An 18,218-nucleotide genomic window follows, 5' to 3' on the forward strand; every position below is an offset into this window, starting at 1 on the left:
TATTCGAAGTAATAACAGAGAATAGCCGAGAATTTATGAATCGCTATATGAACCACTTGTCTCGTGCCACAACACCTTCCGCGGCACCGGTCTCTTCACCAGAGAAATACCTATCCATCGGGTCGGGTCGGTGAGGCATTTTCGAGGGCCTGCTAAATGGTATGGTGTTTATATTTTCTTTTTAAAAATACTAAGCACCATCCAAACTCAAAAACAGCTCAATTTCGTTGACTAACTGTTGAGTCTCTATTTCATTATGCTCAACAATCAACAGATATAACTTATTGATATTTACTCCTTTATCCACCGTCAAATATTTCCAATACGATTTTGAAGCTTTCTTGGCCTGACTCGACTCCTTATAGGAAGGGAGCTCAACTTCCGGAAACAACTTATCTCGATTCTCATAGATAAATAGCTCTAGATCCTGAACAGGAGAATAAAGTATTTTTGACTCACCACTATAACCTTTACACACTTCAGAAAACACATCTCTATCCACAACAGCTAAAACATTTTTAGAATCCGAAAAAATTTTATCACTATCATTTTTTTCAACAATCATTCTCAACTGGTTTGCACCACCCACACCAATCGTTTTATGCTGATAATAAGGAATTATTGAGAAATGCCTGATAATAAACTCTATAAAACCTTCCAATATAGGATCTTCTGTTAAGATGTAACGATCAAACCCTCTAAATCCGTATAGGTCAGCTTTGATATAGCCAAATGAACGCTGCTCCAAACTCACTTGATCATTGTTACTCTCAAGGTAATACAACCCTCCATCATCAACAGTATTCATAAAAGCTAACGAATGAGAAATAACAATCAAACGTGAATCATGTTGTTGCAACAAAGACTTTAAAGCACGGAATAATTTCACCTGTGCTGCAGCATCCAGAGCTACATCCAACTCATCAACAATAATAAGCTTTGCCTTTGATGTCACAAGTCTGAATATCTGGATAAGAAAATACTCTCCAGAGCTTAAGTGGTCTTCACGTATATACGTACCATCATCTTTAGGAATGAAATAATAATTCTTTTTCCCTATATTAATCATTTTAAGGTCATCAAACTTATCCTTTCCATATACCTCATGAAGAAACTTGATTAACTCTTCCGCCCTCTCATAATCTTGAGCTGCATTACGAACAGATATTTCAGAGTTCTGAGCTGCTACTGCTGAAAAATGCTGAAACCTTTGTCCATCAGGAATAGGCAACTCCGCTAAAATCGCCCCCTCTTCAGGGAGCAAATCTTTAGTGTCAATTACACCCAATTTACTTTGATAGGTATAAGAAAAGGGAGAAAAGCCATCTAAATCAAATTTAATTTCACTTCCTTCACATATTGCTTTATGCACGGTAGAATTTTCAAAAACCTTTGGATTTACGATAGCTTTAAATGCTTTAACCAAAGTTGTTTTACCTATGCCATTCTTTCCAGTAACAACTATTATATTCGAGTCAGGAAACTCAAAACTAACTCGCAACTCCGAGACTCTTTTAATCTTTCGAATTACAACAACATCAACCATGCCACTTATCCTCCATCAAAGAACGTAAGGCATAAGCACCATATTTTCTTTGTAATTTTTCCAGATACTCCGGATCAATGGATCTGGCATAGTGTAACAGACCAAATAAAGAATGTTCCTTTCCGGTCAACGTCTCGCCTAAAACTCGATTAAAACGTTTCCTATCAGTCACATAAAAGTGCAATAATATTTCAAGCTGCCTTTTATACTTAGAATCTATTGTGACTTTCCCTCCTTGAGTCACAACAAGCCCTAAAACTTTAACTTTATTCCCTGTATGTGTGAAACGAGTTTTATCATCATTCAACATCAATAACGGTGAGGCAGCAGAATCCAGTAGAAGCTGAATAGTTTCAGATAAGTGTTCAAAACCATCGAAAGCCTGTGCTGAGATAACAATATCGTCAGAGTATCGAGTATAAATATAACCCCTACTAGCACAATAACGACTCAACTTCTGATCAAAATTTAATAAGAAAGCATTACTTAATTGAGGCGACGTAGGAAACCCTACTGGTAAAACCCCCTGCCATGTCATCATGCCAACTAACAGAGGTATATACTCTTTTATATCTGATATCGGTACATTAGCTTCATTTCTAGTTAATATTTCTCTGACATCGACGTTTGTAATATTCGGGAAAAAAGCCTGAATATCCGTTATAAAAAAATGAGAGTTGCCTGCATGAGCCTGAACAGCGGTAAGGGCACTTTTACCTTTGATATATGAATGGACAACATCATCAGCTCTCTTGAGATACCTCAGGACAACTTTATCAATAAATCTGAGATACTTTTTGAGCCTTACCGACGGACGAACAAGGTCCCGAGAATTTACAGAAAAGGCCAGCACCTCTTGACTCTGACTCATTACACAAAAGTCATTGAAAGATTCTTTCTCGTGAAACACCGCATTAAATGCCTGCTCTAGCGTTCTTTTGCTCACGCAACCTCCCAACAATATGCAAAAATGTACTCTCTCTAATAACAATAAACTACAACATATCAGTATTGATATATACAAAATGAAAAAAGAAGCGATAGATAATAGGGATAACAGTTAGAATAGATAAGAAAACAGGCCAGCTAGGGAGAATATATAAAGTACTTTCAACCATCAACCCTCTAAAAGAGGGTCGTAGGAAGAAATAACATGAAGGCCACTAGGGACCAGCTTTACGACTGGAGCTACTCCTAGTCACTGGTAGGGTGAAGTATAGCTTCAACGCTTGTTTGAGGTCAATCTTCAGCAGCACCATGCATTACTGTCATTTTTTTGCCTCAAAAAAAGCCTAACTCAGCACAAACCAGCCCAACAAACTTAACCTCTTTCCAAACCATACAAAAAAGGCAGGATAAAAACCCTGCCTTTTTTACTTCATAAGAAAGGATCAATGTTCGCCAGCTGGCCCACCGATAGGTCCTTTCTTCTCATCATCGCTGTCGGTACCTTTCGACTCAGACGCTTCAGGAGCCTCTTCCGCCTTGATACCTGCACCGCCATCACCGTTGGATGAGGAACCGGAAGATTCCTTGGGTGGACGAGGCTTTTTGCCTTCCATGATGTCATCAATCTGATCAGTATCGATGGTTTCGTACTGCATCAGGGCGTCGGACATCAGATCCAGCTTATCGCGGTTTTCCCTGAGAAGTCGCTCAGCGGTTTCATAACATTCGTCAATAATACCGCGTACTTCTTCGTCGATCATTCTGGCGGTTTCGCCAGACACATTCATGCGTCCGCCACCACTGCCGTAGTTTTTGCCCAGGAACACTTCGCCTTCTTCGTCATCGTACTGAAGAGGACCCAGCTTCTCGGACAACCCCCACTTGGTCACCATATTTCTGGCAATCTGGGTGGCACGCTGAATGTCGTTGGAAGCACCGGTGGTAACACCCGCTTTACCCAGTGTCATTTCTTCAGCGATGCGGCCACCAAAGAGTGAACAAATCTGGCTCATCAGAGCTTCTTTGCTCTGACTGTAACGATCTTCCTCAGGTAAGAACATGGTGACACCCAGGGCACGACCACGAGGAATAATACTGACCTTGTACACCGGATCATGGTCGGGTACCAGACGACCGACAATGGCATGACCAGCTTCGTGATAAGCCGTATTACGCTTCTCTTTCTCGCTCATCACCATGGACTTGCGCTCAGCACCCATCATGATTTTATCTTTGGCGAGGTCAAACTCGTGCATACCGACTGTGCGCTTGTTGGCACGGGCAGAGAATAATGCCGCTTCGTTGACCAGGTTGGAAAGATCAGCACCAGAGAACCCCGGAGTACCACGGGCGATCACTGCTGGCTCAACATCATCGGCAATGGGCACCTTGCGCATGTGAACTTTCAGGATCTGTTCACGACCACGGATGTCTGGCAGACCAACGACTACCTGACGGTCAAAACGACCAGGACGGAGCAGCGCCGGGTCCAGTACGTCTGGACGGTTGGTTGCTGCAATTACAATAATGCCGTCGTTTGCTTCAAAGCCATCCATTTCTACCAGCAGCTGGTTAAGCGTTTGCTCACGCTCGTCGTGACCACCGCCCATGCCAGCACCACGGTGACGACCTACTGCATCAATCTCGTCGATGAAGATAATGCAGGGTGCCTGCTTTTTAGCTTGCTCGAACATGTCACGGACACGGGAAGCACCCACACCCACAAACATTTCAACAAAGTCGGAGCCAGAAATGGTGAAGAAAGGCACCTTGGCTTCACCTGCAATAGCCTTGGCCAGCAGGGTTTTACCGGTACCCGGAGGACCGACCATCAGCACGCCTCGGGGAATGCGACCACCCAGACGCTGGAACTTGCCGGGGTCTTTCAGGAAGTCCACCAGTTCCTGTACATCTTCCTTGGCTTCTTCAACACCCGCTACATCAGCAAAAGTGGTCTTGATCTGATCTTCCGACAGCAGCCTGGCTTTACTCTTGCCAAAGCTCATCGGGCCACCACGGCCACCGCCGCCGCCCTGCATCTGTCGCATAAAGAACATAAAGACAGCAAGAATGACCAGAATCGGGAAACTGGCAACCAGCAACTGTGTCCAGATGCTTTGTTTTTCAATCGGTTTGGATTCAATTTGGACGTTAGCGCGCAACAGCTCGTCCATCAGCTGGTTGTCGGGCACTGCCGGGGGCAGGTTGGTCTCAAAACGCTCACTGCTGCTCATGAGTCCAGTGATGGTGAACCCGTCAATGACGACCTTGCTGACCTGACGATTTTCTACCGCACTGATGAAGTCAGAATAACTGAGCTTCTGGGTAGACGACTGCATGCCATCGAAGTTTTTGAATACGGTCAACAGCACCAGGGCAATGATGACCCACAAAATCAAGTTTTTTGCCATATCATTCAAAGGGCTACCCTCACTTGAGCGTACTGAAGCCTGTGGCGAACGGTGTTAAAGGGCATAATTACCGGCTCTGCTCTCTCTTATGGTTAATTCGCACCTTCTACCATACACGAATGGTAGAGTGGGTGACAGTCGTCGGCGGGCTATTGGGTAGATAGAAATCATCTATGATCCCGACAGGTTTGCCTGCAACTGCACTGCGACAAGGTTTTACGGGGTTATCTGACTTTTTGTCAAATCTTTGTCAAGAACGATCAAAACATTTTAACGTCCCGGTTTTTAAAAATGTTCTCAGGACACAAAATTTCTGGCCAACAGAAAAACTTCCCTGGACCGTGCCCTTGAAGAGCCCGGTTTGCGGGTAATCACTTTCTGGAATGAAGTTTTCATGTCCTTGTGAAACGCCTGATACCCTTCGCCCTGAAACGTTTTGGTCAGGAAAGAGCCGTTTTTCTTCAGCACTTGCCTGGCCAGATCCAGAGCCAGTTCAGCCAGATACATAGCCCTGGGCTGATCAACGGCCAGTGTTCCACTCATATTGGGGGCCATATCTGAAATTACAAGGTCAACTTTGTCACTTCCGATGGTTTTGAGGATTTTTTCCAGCACAGCGTCCTCAGTAAAATCTCCCTGAACGAAGTCAACCCCGGCAATGGGGTTCATAGAAAGAATGTCTGAGGCCACTACACGACCACTATCCCCTACCATTTCGATCGCTACCTGAGACCAGCCGCCAGGGGCCGCCCCCAGGTCAACCACTTTCATCCCCGGCCTGATCAGCTTGTCTTTTTCCTGGATTTCGATCAGTTTGTAGCTGGCCCGGGAACGGTAGCCATCTTCCTGTGAACGCTTTACGTATTCGTCTTCAAAGTGCTCCTGTAGCCAGCGGGCACTGCTTTTGGATCTGGCCATTTTTACCTTACATCACCTACCTTAGAAGTGTTATGTAACTCTCGGACTTGTGAGCCATAGAGAATAAAGTACAATGATGAACTTTTGATCAACAGTTTCCAACCCGGTTTTTCCCTATCTTACAAAAACCGGGCAGCGAGCCCCCGGCTAAGGTATGTGGAATACAACCTTGTTTAATCGCTCACCAGGAAGCTGTTGCCCGGTTGTCATGGCTGTAGGCAATCGGCTGACTGGATATTCAGCCTCAGGATTCTGAAATCATGAGCATTAGTTCTGAAAAAAAGCGACACTTCCGTTCCCTCGGTCACAAACTGAAGCCTGTTGTCATGGTAGCGGGCAACGGTCTGAGCGATGGTGTGATTGAAGAAACACTGCGCGCCCTGCACGATCACGAGCTGATCAAGGTGAAGTTTGCGGTTGGCGATCGTGAAGTCAAGAAAGAAGCCATTGTCGAGCTGTGTAACCAGACTCAGGCAGAGTTGATTCAGACTATTGGTAATATTGCTCTTATTTATAAAGAGAATAAGGATGCCAAGCCTAACTTGTCTAATGTCAAAGGCTTTTGATGTTTCAGAGTGCCTGTGTTTGAGGCACTCTGCTTAAAATCAATAATTGTGTGATTATTGTCGGGAAAGCAAGACTTGGAGCATTTCTTTGACATCGCCAATGTCAGAGCTTTGCTGGTCAACTTTCTTTTCGAGGCAATCAAACCGCTTGTCTTGCTGGTCAAACCGCTCTGCAACCTGATGTTTGAATTCACTGAGCTCCTTGTCTTGCTGGTCAAACCGCTTGTCTTGCTGCTCAAACCGCTCTGCAACCTGATGTTTGAATTCACTGAACTCCTTGTCTTGCTGGTCAAACCGCTTGTCTTGCTGCTCAAACCGCTCTGCAACCTGATGTTTGAATTCACTGAACTCCTTGTCTTGCTGGTCAAACCGCTTGTCTTGCTGGTCAAACCGCCCTGTAACCTGATATTTGAATTCACTGAACTCCTTGTCTTGCTGGTCAAACCGCTTGTCTTGCTGGTCAAACCGCCCTGTAACCTGATATTTGAATTCACTGAACTCCTTGTCTTGCTGATCAAACCGCTTGTCTTGCTGGTCAAACCTTCGATGCATTTCACCACGGGTTTGACCCAAAACACGAACCACATCCGTCAAGGTGTTCTGAATGTGATCAATCTCTGTCGGCTGAGGCTTTGCTTTTGCACTCACTGGCATAACTCCGATCAATGTGAGGGAATGATACAGACTAGCAAAGATTCACAACAAGACACTTATTTTTTTCCTCCGCCTTACCTTTGAAAGCAGTAGCTGAGAACCAATAAAATCAAATTGCGTGCAACATGACTGGTGATGACTGCAATTGAACAACGATGCTCGTATGTATCTCAAGGAACCCCGTCCTGAAGGACGGGGCTTGTAAAAGCCCACCATTAAGGGATTAACTTGACCCCACGGTTAAAGCATTTACTGATTTTTTACATCCCCTGCACTGATAAAACCCGGATAGACCGATTCAGGAATTTTTTCCCCAAAATAGATAATTTTAGAGTTGTTGTTTTTCCAGAAAGCCTCTGCTTGTTTTATTTGAACATATAAAGGTGTAATGAGCCTTTCATTGGCTATTGCCTCTAGCAGAGTGGCATTGGCATGGGCTTCACCACTAATCTGCACAACATACGCCTCTGCTTTACCCTTTTTCTTGAGCACAACGGCTTCTGCTTCAGCATCTTCAAGCATTTTATGAACTCTGGCAGAAACCCGAATCTTCTCTAACTCCATTTGATTTTTTTCAAATTCAAGTTTTTTTTCATTCTCTATTTCAGCGACCATTTTATCGGTTTGAGCCTTTTTTGATCGCTCTAATTGTTCAGTTTCTGCTTCTTTTAACTTTCTGGCTTGAGTTTCTGAAACCGCTACGCGCTTACTTTTCTCTTCGACAATCACTTCATAGTTTCTTCTTATATTTTCCGGAAGAACGGGTTTAGAAACAACCACCTTGTTTATTTTCAATTTAGAATTACTTTTAACTTGCTCTTCAACCAACTGTTGCAACAAAAAATCATTGATAGTAGGGAACTTATCAATGTATATTTCTTGAGCCGTCATAGTCGTACACAGTTCGGTTACTGCTTGAACGGTAGGTTCTGTTATTAAATAATGATCATATTCTTCTCCAAAATTTGAGACAATATTTAACACTTCGTCTTTTTCAAGTTGGTTATAGACTGCAATTCTGGGGAATTTAATGGTGAGACCATCCTTAGTACCACAGAGTACATCCTCAATAATATCTATCTGTGGCCTTACATTGATCCTCATTCCTCTGGTAATAGGCCATAATAATAAACCGTGTATTCCCGGTGGATAAACTTGTTTCAAAAACGCGCCTCTATAAAAAATACCAACACTTCCTTCTGGTATTGTGTAGGTAAAAGGCATCCAACTGTACATCCAGTGAACTTTAATCTCATCAGAGATGATAGACTCAGCAAAAAGTAACGAAAGTATCAAAACAGCTATTTTTTTCACAACCCAGTCTCCAAAGTTTTGACTTTGCAGCTACAAGATAGCAAAGCTGGTGCGACGCACCTCATTATTTTTTTTAAAAGGATTGAGTAGATGGAGCCCTCCTGCAACACCACCCGCAGCCGTCGGCGCTCAGGGCGAATCACGCACTGTGACTAAACCAGCCTTATTGCTGTTGGCTATGTTTTAATTGGTTCACCTCTTGATCCAGTATCATCAAAAATGTATTGAATACCAGATACTGGTCGGAGGGATTATCAGGAATACTGGTCGTTTGTGCCAAATGTTCCAGAGTATTTTCTGCTACTACTTTAAAAAAATGTGGCTGAAAATCTCCCAGTGACTTCTTCAAGTATTGAATAAGCGTTGGCATAGCTATTACAAATTGGCTGGCTGCCTGGGAAAGCTTTAGCTGTACATCAATGCCAGCTGCATTGGCTCGCAGGGAACTACTCGAGAGCAGTATGACAAGAAGCAGAGTTGCAATTCTCATTTGGAGACCTTAATACTGAATTCTGCTTGTGCAGTGTAGCACCTTAACACCAGCATTAGCTGCCATCCGGATACCCGTACTCCGCGCAATAAAGATGAATGTAATCTGAAATAGCATCTATCTGTTCGTAAGTGTTAAAGGAGGGGCTGTTCAAAACCTCTAATGCATAAAGGTGAACCACTGGATAAAGCTCAATACACTCTTGAATTAAGCGGGCTAAGTAAACGTCGCTGAACCAAACCAACTCAAGAAATACCAGAATCGCCTGTTCCACAATGGCTCCTTTTTTTTGCCGGGCTTACGCATGGGAATAATCGTAGCTATTCAGGCCCCTGTGGTCGACTGGTATTTTCGTGATTTTGTGCCAATCTGAAGTACAGCTTTCCTGGATAGCAAACAAAAAGACGACAAACCCAATCCAAAAAACTTACGACAGAATTCAGGTCTTAAGCCCGGTGTGGCTAGAAGCGTCTATACTCACCGGTCAACCATTTTCTTCCAATATGGAAAATACCAAATGTATAAACCAGTTCGATCTTTGTTGATCTTCTTTTTGTCCAGCGTTATATCTGGAACTTGCTATCCAGACATTGAAAAACTGAGGGATCATAGATTCCGTATCACCAATAGTGAGGGGAAAGTCAAGAGTATTGATATTATTGGTGGACCATCTGGATTTATTGACTATTTTGCAGAAGTTTTTCACACCAGCCAGCGTTGCTTTGGGTGCACTGCCTATTTGTACCATGTTATGGGGCGTAGGCCTGGTTACTATCTTTACTATGAACAACACGTGCCGAACAAAGAGGTGCTACTAAAGAATTTTTTAACACAATTACCCAAAGCACTTTCAAGATCCGGCACTGCACCACCTATTGGGTTACTAATGTTAGAGCGTGGAGGAGCTTCAAAACCTGGCCCGACTCAAGGAGCTTTTGGGATTTTAGCGACGGATCAGTCAGAGCAGCCTCGTACAATGTTCAACACCGAGATTGTTACTTTGGAGAAAAACCCAGATGGAAGTTTTGATCTTTTAACGCTACCTGACCAAAGTTCATTTTTAAAAGATCTTACAGGCCATTATCATGTTGTAGATGAGGCATCTTTCAAACAATAATCGCAATCTTACCACCAAATAACGGATACTTCAGCTTCGGTCGCTTCCCTGCCCCGAAGCTGACAGCAACGCCGCCTGTAACTTCTGGTTTATTCTGCGTCAATCCTGCCGCGCAGAAAATTTATAAACGCCTCGCCTTTTTCCATCATTTGTCGCTTAATTCCTTTTTGCTCATGCGGAGGATAATATGTTGATACTCCAGTCCCTAAAATAGTCTCTGTTTCACACATTAAGTTATGGCGCAATTCTTCTATATCTGAATGTGAGTATGTTTGTAAAACAAGCTGCCCAGACTCAATCTGAGACTGAACTCTTTCCAATGCAACCTCAAAAACCTCAAGCGGGCCATCGACGACCCGTATCATGTTAGGATCGTCAACTAATTGTTGCAATATATTTTGACCATCCACAACAGACTGGAATACAGCAGAATCAAAACTAGCTTGTAACTTTATCTGATCTTCTTCTGGCGTATAAGGAAACATTACTTGCATCAAAGTTTGAGCAAATAAAATTGCTACGACATTAAGGCTGTTATCAGCATAGGCCATTTTGTTGCCAATAATGCCCATACTGAAAAGCAATAGTGAGAGAGAGAAAAGTACATTTTTAGCTGTCTTCATTGAACAAACACTCTGATTTAAAAGCCAAAGTATAGGCATAATTCTGTCTTATGGTTATTTATCGAATGAGTCATTGAGAAAAAGTGAGAGAGGAAGGATTAGTTAACTGGATACTCTTACGGTTTTGAAACAAAAGGACTTGAAGGTGTGAGTAACAAATCCTCTCACACCTTCAAGATCGGGGAAGCCTATCAGAGCAAGCAAGCTAAAAGGGTAATGCCAATAACAGCAAGCACGATCCCTAAAACAATCTTCAACTTGCGACCTTTTTTAGCAGACTTTTGTGCTGAATCCAGAGAATCCCTGGATGCTTTAACATGATCACTGGTTTGAGTGATATGGTCTTCAATCCGGCTTACCTCCTCACCCTGATCATTAACCAAGCCTCGCAGGTTATGCATCATGTCACACACATCAGCAACTTGATTTTCAATGTGTTTTACTTGCTGATGTCGGTCACGTAACCGGCTCGTTTCATCGAATTTAAGTGTCAACAGCACCTTCTCAAGATTCTCGGCAGCCTCATGGACATGGTTGTCCGCTTCAGAGGACGTATTCAACAGGTTGGCCGCAGCATTCAGCGATTTAAGAACCTTGTCCGCTTCGGGGTGATTCTGAAGCTTATCTTTGGCATGATTCAGGAAGTCTGCCGTTTTCTGTCTCATCGCCTCCAGATCCTGATCAGTATGCGCCTGTGCGCAATCGCCCTTGAGACTCTCAAGCCTGGCTGCCAGATCATTGCCATTGTCACTCGCTGGCTGATCAGATTTTGTAGTCAGCCTGACACCCCGCTCTGAAGGCGGTCTGGCAATAGCTCGCTCTGAAACCCGTGAGGCTTCTGAGCTTTGTCCGGGGTAGTGACTGTGCGAGAAGTCACCGCTCTTCATATAGCCATACGCGTTTTTGAGCGCACTGACTGTATTTTGCCTGAACTTAGAAGCAGCGTTTCCAAACTGCTTCAATTTATGGGTAATGGCATTCTTATTAAAGGGTACTGAGCCTGTATTCAGCAAATTCATCATGGTACTCCCTCCATCAATCCTTGTTGTGTTCTTTTGTTGTGTTTTTTGTTGTTGGACAAGAATGCAATCAATGGCGGAAAAGATCACTAACAGCTCGGTCAGCTGTACTGACATAAGTTCAGGGAAGGTAGCGCCCCTGCACAGGTCATCGACCCATGCAGAGAACGAGATCATCAGACGTGTTTAACCTCGTCGATCTCATATTCAACATTGCCGGAAGGTGTATTCACAACCACCACATCACCTTCTTCTTTACCAACCAGGGCGCGGGCAATGGGTGAGTTAACAGAGATCTTGTTGTACTTGATGTCTGCTTCATCGTCACCCACGATCTTGTACTCGACTTGATCGTCCGTATCCAGGTTCACCAGTACAACCGTGGTACCAAAGATCACTTTACCGGTTTTGTTGATCGTGGTGATATCAATGACCTGAGCGTTGGATAACTTGGCCTCAATATCGTTGATACGACCCTCAGTAAAGCTCTGCTGTTCACGGGCTGCGTGATATTCAGCGTTTTCTTTCAAGTCCCCCAGCTCCCTGGCTTCAGCAATCGCCTGAGAGATGCGTGGGCGCTCCACAGTTTTCAGTTGAGTCAACTCTTCACGGAGGGCTTCTTCACCCTCCACTGTCATTGGAAATCGATTCATCCAGTCTTACCTTCGTGCAAATCCTGAAGTCTTCTGACTGTTTTCTCCGAGCCAAAGGCAATGGCTCGGGCAATGGCTTCTGCACCCGCCATGGTGGTGGTGTAGAGAACCTTATTGGTCAGGGACGATCGGCGGATTGTATAGGAATCTGCAATAGCCTGACGACCTTCGGTGGTGTTGACGACAAAGGCTATATCACCATTGACGATGCTGTCCACCATATTTGGTCGCCCTTCCATCACCTTTTTGACCCGGGTCACGGGCAGACCGGCATCTTCGATCACCTGGGCAGTACCGCTGGTAGCCACCAGTTCAAAACCGGTATCCATCAACAGGCGGGCAATACCCGGCACCATGGGCTTGTCCTGGTCACGGACACTGATAATCACCCGACCACCTTCTGGCAGAGCCATGTTTTCTGCCAATTGAGCCTTGTAATAGGCTTCAGGAAAAGAAGCACCAACGCCCATCACTTCACCAGTAGACTTCATTTCCGGGCCAAGAATCGGGTCCACCCCCGGGAACTTATTGAAGGGGAAGATGGCTTCTTTCACACAGTAGTAAGGCGGCACAATCTCTTTGGTGAACTCCAGCTCTGCCAGCGTTTTGCCCATCATGACCCGGGCGGCCACCTTGGCCAGGGAGTGACCGATGCACTTGGACACAAAAGGCACGGTACGGGAGGCACGGGGATTCACCTCGATCACGTACAGCTCACCGTCCTGCAGCGCCATCTGCACATTCATCAGACCAACCACACCCAGCTCCATGGCCATGGCTTTCACCTGTTCACGGATCTGGTTCTGAATACGGGGACTCAAACTGTAGGGAGGCAGAGAACAGCCGGAATCGCCGGAGTGAATACCAGCCTGCTCAATGTGCTGCATAATGGCACCAATGACCACACGCTCACCGTCGCATACGGCATCGACATCCACTTCTACAGCACGGTTCAGGAACAGGTCCAGCAGTACCGGACTGTCGTTGGACACCTGCACCGCTTCCTTCATGTACTTTTGCAGTTCATCTTCGCCGGCCACGATTTCCATGGCACGACCACCGAGCACGTAGGAAGGACGGACAACCAGTGGATAACCAATTTCCTTGGCCTTAGCGACCGCTTCTTCAGCACTGCGCACCGTAGCGTTAGCAGGTTGCAGCAGACCCAGCTTCTGGATCATGCCCTGGAAACGCTCACGGTCTTCGGCACGGTCAATGGCATCGGGGCTGGTACCGATAATGGGCACACCTTCAGCTTCCAGGGCGCGGGCCAGTTTCAGAGGTGTCTGACCGCCGTAGTGAACAATCACGCCCTTGGGCTTTTCAACATCAATAATGGCCAGAACGTCTTCCAGAGTGACTGGCTCAAAGTACAGTCGGTCAGACGTGTCATAGTCAGTGGACACTGTTTCGGGGTTACAGTTAACCATGATGGTTTCGTAACCGTCTTCACGGGCCGCCATGGCGGCATGGACGCAACAGTAATCGAACTCGATACCCTGACCGATACGGTTCGGGCCACCACCGATGACCATAATCTTTTCGTTATCGGTCGGCGCAGCCTCACACTCTTGCTCGTAAGTGGAGTACATGTAAGCTGTCGTCGAAGCAAATTCGGCGGCACAGGTGTCTACACGTTTGAAAACCGGCTTGATGTTCAGCTGACGACGATGGTTACGTACTTGCGCTTCAGAGATCGCCATCACTTCTGCCAGACGGGCATCACTGAAGCCTTTACGCTTGAGTCTGAACAGTGTGTCGGCATCCAGCGCAGACAGGTCTTTGCCAGCCAGCTTCTGCTCTTCTTTAACAATGTCTTCGATCTGGACGAGGAACCAATGATCGATCATGCAGCTGTTAAAGACTTCCTCACGGGTCATACCGGCACGGAAAGCATCCGCTACGTAGTAGGGACGATCCGCCTTGGGAACCACCAGCTCCGCCTTGATCTTGTCGATGGCCCCTTCAGCTGAAGCATCCAGCATGGGATTAAAGCCGGTAGCACCGGTTTCCAGACCACGAAGGGCTTTCTGCATGGATTCCTGGAAAGTACGACCGATGGCCATAACCTCACCCACCGATTTCATCTGGGTCGTGAGACGGTCATCCGCCTGAGGGAATTTCTCAAAGGCAAAACGGGGAATCTTGGTGACCACGTAATCGATGGTCGGCTCGAAAGAAGCCGGCACCACACCGCCGGTAATTTCGTTACGCAGTTCATCCAGGGTGTAACCCACGGCCAGTTTCGCTGCCACTTTGGCAATCGGGAAGCCCGTCGCTTTGGAAGCCAGGGCAGAGGAACGGGATACCCTGGGGTTCATCTCGATCACGACCATACGGCCAGTGTCCGGGCAAATACCGAACTGAACATTGGAACCACCGGTTTCAACGCCAATCTCACGCAGAACGGCAACAGAGGCGTTACGCATGATCTGATATTCTTTATCAGTCAGCGTCTGGGACGGCGCCACCGTGATCGAATCGCCGGTGTGAACACCCATCGGGTCAAAGTTCTCAATAGAGCAGACAATGATGCAGTTGTCGTTGCGGTCACGAACCACCTCCATCTCGTACTCTTTCCAGCCGATCAGGGATTCATCGATCAGCAGCTCATTGGTAGGCGACAGATCCAGGCCACGCTTGCAGATCTCTTCAAACTCATCCTTGTTGTAAGCAATACCGCCACCGGAACCGCCCATGGTGAACGAAGGACGGATGATGCAGGGGAAGCCCACTTGATCCAGAACCGCCTGGGCTTCTGCCATGGTGTGGGCAATGCCGGAGCGAGGGGTCTCCAGGCCAATGTTTTTCATTGCCGTGTCGAACATTTCACGGTCTTCAGCCTTGTCGATGGCTTCACGGCTGGCACCGATCATCTGGACGTTATATTTCTCCAGAACCCCTTTGTGGAAAAGATCCAGGGCACAGTTCAGGGCCGTCTGCCCTCCCATGGTGGGCAGTACCGCATCCGGACGTTCTTTCTCAATAATCTTGGCGACGGTCTCCCAGCGAATGGGTTCAATGTAGGTTGCATCCGCCATGCTCGGGTCGGTCATGATGGTGGCCGGGTTAGAGTTCACCAGAATGACGCGATAACCCTCTTCTTTAAGGGCCTTACAGGCCTGGGCTCCGGAATAGTCAAATTCACAGGCCTGACCAATGATGATGGGACCCGCACCCAGGATCAGGATGCTTTCAATATCTGTACGTTTCGGCATCGTTGCTCTCGTAACTTGTCTCAGGCTTATGGAACTTGTTGCTCACAAAAGCCTGTTGGATCTGTACTGTATGTCTCTTTTGCAAGCGACCTGATCAGGATTGAGCGGCTGTGTGCTCTTCCAGCAGGCTGATAAACCGGTCAAACAGCACTGCCACATCGTGTGGCCCCGGACTGGCTTCAGGGTGTCCCTGGAAACTGAAAGCGGGCCGGTCGGTCAGCTCAATGCCCTGAAGACTGCCATCAAACAGAGATTTATGAGTGACCCGGATATGCTCCGGCAGGTTCTCTTCAGACACAGCAAAACCATGGTTCTGACTGGTAATCATCACCGCACCGGAATCCAGGTCCTGCACTGGGTGATTGGCACCGTGATGACCAAACTTCATCTTCATGGTGGCTGCGCCACTGGCCAGTCCCAGCAGTTGATGACCCAGACAGATACCAAAGACCGGGATACGGGTTTCCAGGATAGCCTGAATGGCCTTGATGGCATAAACACAGGGTTCCGGATCACCAGGACCGTTAGACAGGAAAACACCGTCCGGGTTCATGGCCAGAACCTCTTGCGCAGAAGTCTCTGCGGGCACGACGGTCAGACGGCAGCCACGCTGGGCCAGCATTCTGAGAATGTTGCGCTTAACGCCAAAGTCATAAGCGACAACATGGAAAGGCTGCTCATCAACAGACTGATGATCATCAGACTCCAGTGCCCAGACACCTTCTGTCCAATCGTAAGACTCAGAAACCGTGACTTCCTTAGCCAGGTCCATCCCCTTCAGGCCAGGGAATGCGCGGGCTTTTTCCAGAGCCGCGGCTTCATCAATATGACCCTTTTCATCGGCCACCATGATACAGCCGTTCTGGGCACCCTTTTCTCGCAGGATACGGGTCAGGCGACGGGTATCAATATCAGCAATGGCTACGATGCCATTAGTACGAAGGTACTCATCAAGAGGCATGGTGTTTCGCCAGTTACTGGCGAGCAGAGGAAGATCACGGATAACAAGGCCGGCTGCATGAATTTCAGTAGACTCTTCATCTACGGGAGTAATGCCGGTATTACCAATATGGGGATAGGTGAGAGTAACAATTTGACGGGAATAAGAAGGGTCGGTGAGTATTTCCTGATAGCCTGTCATGGCGGTATTGAAAACAACTTCACCACTGGTTTCTCCGTCGGATCCAATGGCAATGCCCCGAAAAAGACTTCCGTCTTCCAGAGCCAGTACGGCTGACTTAGTCAATGATTCCTCCCACATTCACCTCATGAAAATCATTTCACTCATGGGCAAAATGATTTTCTCTACAATCAAGGATGCGCTCAAGGCTGTTGGACCCGCTCCCTTAAAGAGCACGCTCAAAAAAAGCGAGAGGTAAATTGAATCACCGTCTCGCTTTTTTATCCGACTTTTATCAGGGATGTCAGGGGCACGCCAACCGCCTCAACAAATCTAATGCAAATTTTTCGCATTTGAACACAAAATTTTTGAACAGACAAGACTTTTCTGCCGAACAACACACCCGCCACGGGGTCAGTCAAAAATCAGCATGATGTAGCAGAAAAACAGTGTCAGATGGGTCATTCCCTGGAAAAGGTTACTTTTACCTGAAGAGAAGTTCACCATGGAAACCAGCAACGTCAGAACCAGCAATAAGGCATCCACATTGTTCAAACCCAGAACGACGGTTCTGGATGTCAGAGTGCCAATCAGCAACACTGCAGGAATGGTCATACCAATGGTTGCCAAAGCGGATCCCAGACAGATATTGATAGAGCGCTGAAGATTATTGGCTCTTGCCGCCCTGATCGCCGCCATCCCTTCAGGAGACAACACCAGGATAGCGACAATCATACCTCCCAGGTCAGTAGGTGCTCCCAGCTCAGCAATGCCATAATCCACAATCACGGCCAGTTTTTTGGACAGCAAGACAATGGGAATCATGTAGCAGAACAAAAGCAGGGTATGGGACAGCACAGACAACCTCTTTTCAGCCCGGTGATCGGAACCTTCATTATCACCCACAAAATAGTGCCGATGCCTCATGGCTTGCATTCCCACAAAAGCCAGATAGAGCACGATATTTATGACAACAAGAAAGATAATTTGCCCAGGAGAGAAAGTGCCTATCCGCGTTGATTCCGTATAATTAGGCAGGATCAGGCCCAGCACAGAAAGAGGAATAAGAATACTGAGAAAGGAGTTGGCTCCCTGCAGATTAAACGTCTGCTCAACATGCCGGGCTCCACCCAGCAGCAGAGAAAGCCCAACCAGCCCATTCAGTACAATCATCAGAACAGAAAACATCACATCCCGACCCAGCGTCGGATTATGACTTCCCGTCAGCATCACCGCTGAAATCACAATAACTTCGATACTGATCACTGACAGGGTCAATATCAGGGTGCCGTAAGGCTCGCCCAGCTGCCCCGCCAGAACATCGGCATGGCGCACCACACCAAAGGAAGACCAGAGCATAGCAACGAACAAAACCAGGAACAGACCGGCACTGACCCAGTCTGAAGAACCTGTCGTCAAAAAGCGGTTGCACAAGGAATAAAACAGTATGGATGCAGCAACACCGGAAAAAAGGCCATGCTCGGATTTTAACACCAAAGGTAGTTTCATCACTGCTCAAGCTACCTGTACAGAGTGTGTTTTGAAGGGTATTGACACGGGGAAAGTGGTCACTTAGCCGCGTTTAAATGATAGATTAGTTGTAACGTTGGCCTCAAAATGT

The 18,218-nt window shown here is 46.6% G+C and carries 15 protein-coding genes; 2 read left to right on the top strand and 13 right to left on the bottom strand.

Annotated features, from left to right (window positions below):
- Positions 1-190: 190 nt before the first annotated feature.
- The 4 genes from K7B67_RS16540 to rlmE form a co-directional block, all read right to left on the bottom strand.
- Positions 191-1,546 (bottom strand): AAA family ATPase, encoded by a 1,356-nt coding sequence (locus K7B67_RS16540; RefSeq protein WP_252176982.1) that lies wholly within the window; start codon positions 1,544-1,546, stop codon positions 191-193.
- A complete protein-coding gene (locus tag K7B67_RS16545) occupies positions 1,539-2,492 on the bottom strand; it encodes a reverse transcriptase domain-containing protein (RefSeq protein WP_252176983.1) in 954 nt (317 codons plus the stop codon). The genes K7B67_RS16540 and K7B67_RS16545 overlap by 8 nt, the downstream gene beginning before the upstream one ends.
- Positions 2,493-2,937: 445 nt before the next feature.
- A complete protein-coding gene (gene ftsH / locus K7B67_RS16550; RefSeq protein WP_252180600.1) occupies positions 2,938-4,905 on the bottom strand; it encodes an ATP-dependent zinc metalloprotease FtsH in 1,968 nt (655 codons plus the stop codon).
- A 297-nt stretch (positions 4,906-5,202) separates the two neighbouring features.
- Positions 5,203-5,823: a 23S rRNA (uridine(2552)-2'-O)-methyltransferase RlmE gene (gene rlmE, locus K7B67_RS16555; RefSeq protein ID WP_252176984.1), complete on the bottom strand. Its 621-nt coding sequence runs from the start codon at positions 5,821-5,823 to the stop codon at positions 5,203-5,205.
- Between the two features lie 260 nt (positions 5,824-6,083).
- Here rlmE and yhbY point away from each other — a divergent pair, with 260 nt between their 5' ends.
- Positions 6,084-6,389 (top strand): ribosome assembly RNA-binding protein YhbY, encoded by a 306-nt coding sequence (yhbY, locus tag K7B67_RS16560; protein ID WP_252176985.1) that lies wholly within the window; start codon positions 6,084-6,086, stop codon positions 6,387-6,389.
- 54 nt (positions 6,390-6,443) lie between these two features.
- On the opposite strand, the gene K7B67_RS16565 is transcribed toward yhbY, so the two are convergent.
- From K7B67_RS16565 to K7B67_RS16575, 3 genes are all read right to left on the bottom strand, one after another.
- Positions 6,444-7,037 carry a hypothetical protein gene (locus K7B67_RS16565; protein ID WP_252176986.1) on the bottom strand — a complete coding sequence of 198 codons (594 nt, stop codon included), beginning with the start codon at positions 7,035-7,037 and terminating at the stop codon, positions 6,444-6,446.
- Between the two features lie 255 nt (positions 7,038-7,292).
- Positions 7,293-8,357, bottom strand: a complete 1,065-nt coding sequence (locus K7B67_RS16570; protein WP_252176987.1) for an SPFH domain-containing protein — start codon at positions 8,355-8,357, stop codon at positions 7,293-7,295.
- Positions 8,358-8,520: 163 nt separating this feature from the next.
- Complete coding sequence (locus tag K7B67_RS16575) at positions 8,521-8,847, bottom strand: hypothetical protein (protein ID WP_252176988.1); 327 nt, start codon at positions 8,845-8,847, stop codon at positions 8,521-8,523.
- Positions 8,848-9,364: 517 nt separating this feature from the next.
- Here K7B67_RS16575 and K7B67_RS16580 point away from each other — a divergent pair.
- Positions 9,365-9,964, top strand: coding sequence for a hypothetical protein (locus tag K7B67_RS16580; protein WP_252176989.1), 600 nt, complete (start codon positions 9,365-9,367; stop codon positions 9,962-9,964).
- A gap of 89 nt (positions 9,965-10,053) precedes the next feature.
- On the opposite strand, the gene K7B67_RS16585 is transcribed toward K7B67_RS16580, so the two are convergent.
- The 6 genes from K7B67_RS16585 to K7B67_RS16610 form a co-directional block, all read right to left on the bottom strand.
- A complete protein-coding gene (locus tag K7B67_RS16585) occupies positions 10,054-10,587 on the bottom strand; it encodes a hypothetical protein (protein WP_252176990.1) in 534 nt (177 codons plus the stop codon).
- Between the two features lie 191 nt (positions 10,588-10,778).
- Positions 10,779-11,609, bottom strand: coding sequence for a hypothetical protein (locus K7B67_RS16590; protein WP_252176991.1), 831 nt, complete (start codon positions 11,607-11,609; stop codon positions 10,779-10,781).
- 173 nt (positions 11,610-11,782) lie between these two features.
- The gene (gene greA / locus K7B67_RS16595) at positions 11,783-12,259 is read right to left on the bottom strand and encodes a transcription elongation factor GreA (protein WP_252176992.1); all 477 of its coding nucleotides are present in this window, start codon (positions 12,257-12,259) and stop codon (positions 11,783-11,785) included.
- The gene (gene carB / locus K7B67_RS16600) at positions 12,256-15,477 is read right to left on the bottom strand and encodes a carbamoyl-phosphate synthase large subunit (RefSeq protein ID WP_252176993.1); all 3,222 of its coding nucleotides are present in this window, start codon (positions 15,475-15,477) and stop codon (positions 12,256-12,258) included. The genes greA and carB overlap by 4 nt, the downstream gene beginning before the upstream one ends.
- 94 nt (positions 15,478-15,571) lie before the next feature.
- Positions 15,572-16,723, bottom strand: coding sequence for a glutamine-hydrolyzing carbamoyl-phosphate synthase small subunit (gene carA, locus K7B67_RS16605; RefSeq protein ID WP_252176994.1), 1,152 nt, complete (start codon positions 16,721-16,723; stop codon positions 15,572-15,574).
- A 288-nt stretch (positions 16,724-17,011) separates the two neighbouring features.
- Complete coding sequence (locus K7B67_RS16610; protein WP_252176995.1) at positions 17,012-18,106, bottom strand: hypothetical protein; 1,095 nt, start codon at positions 18,104-18,106, stop codon at positions 17,012-17,014.
- Positions 18,107-18,218: the final 112 nt, after the last annotated feature.

Source organism: Endozoicomonas sp. 4G, from assembly GCF_023822025.1.
Taxonomy (GTDB): domain Bacteria; phylum Pseudomonadota; class Gammaproteobacteria; order Pseudomonadales; family Endozoicomonadaceae; genus Endozoicomonas_A.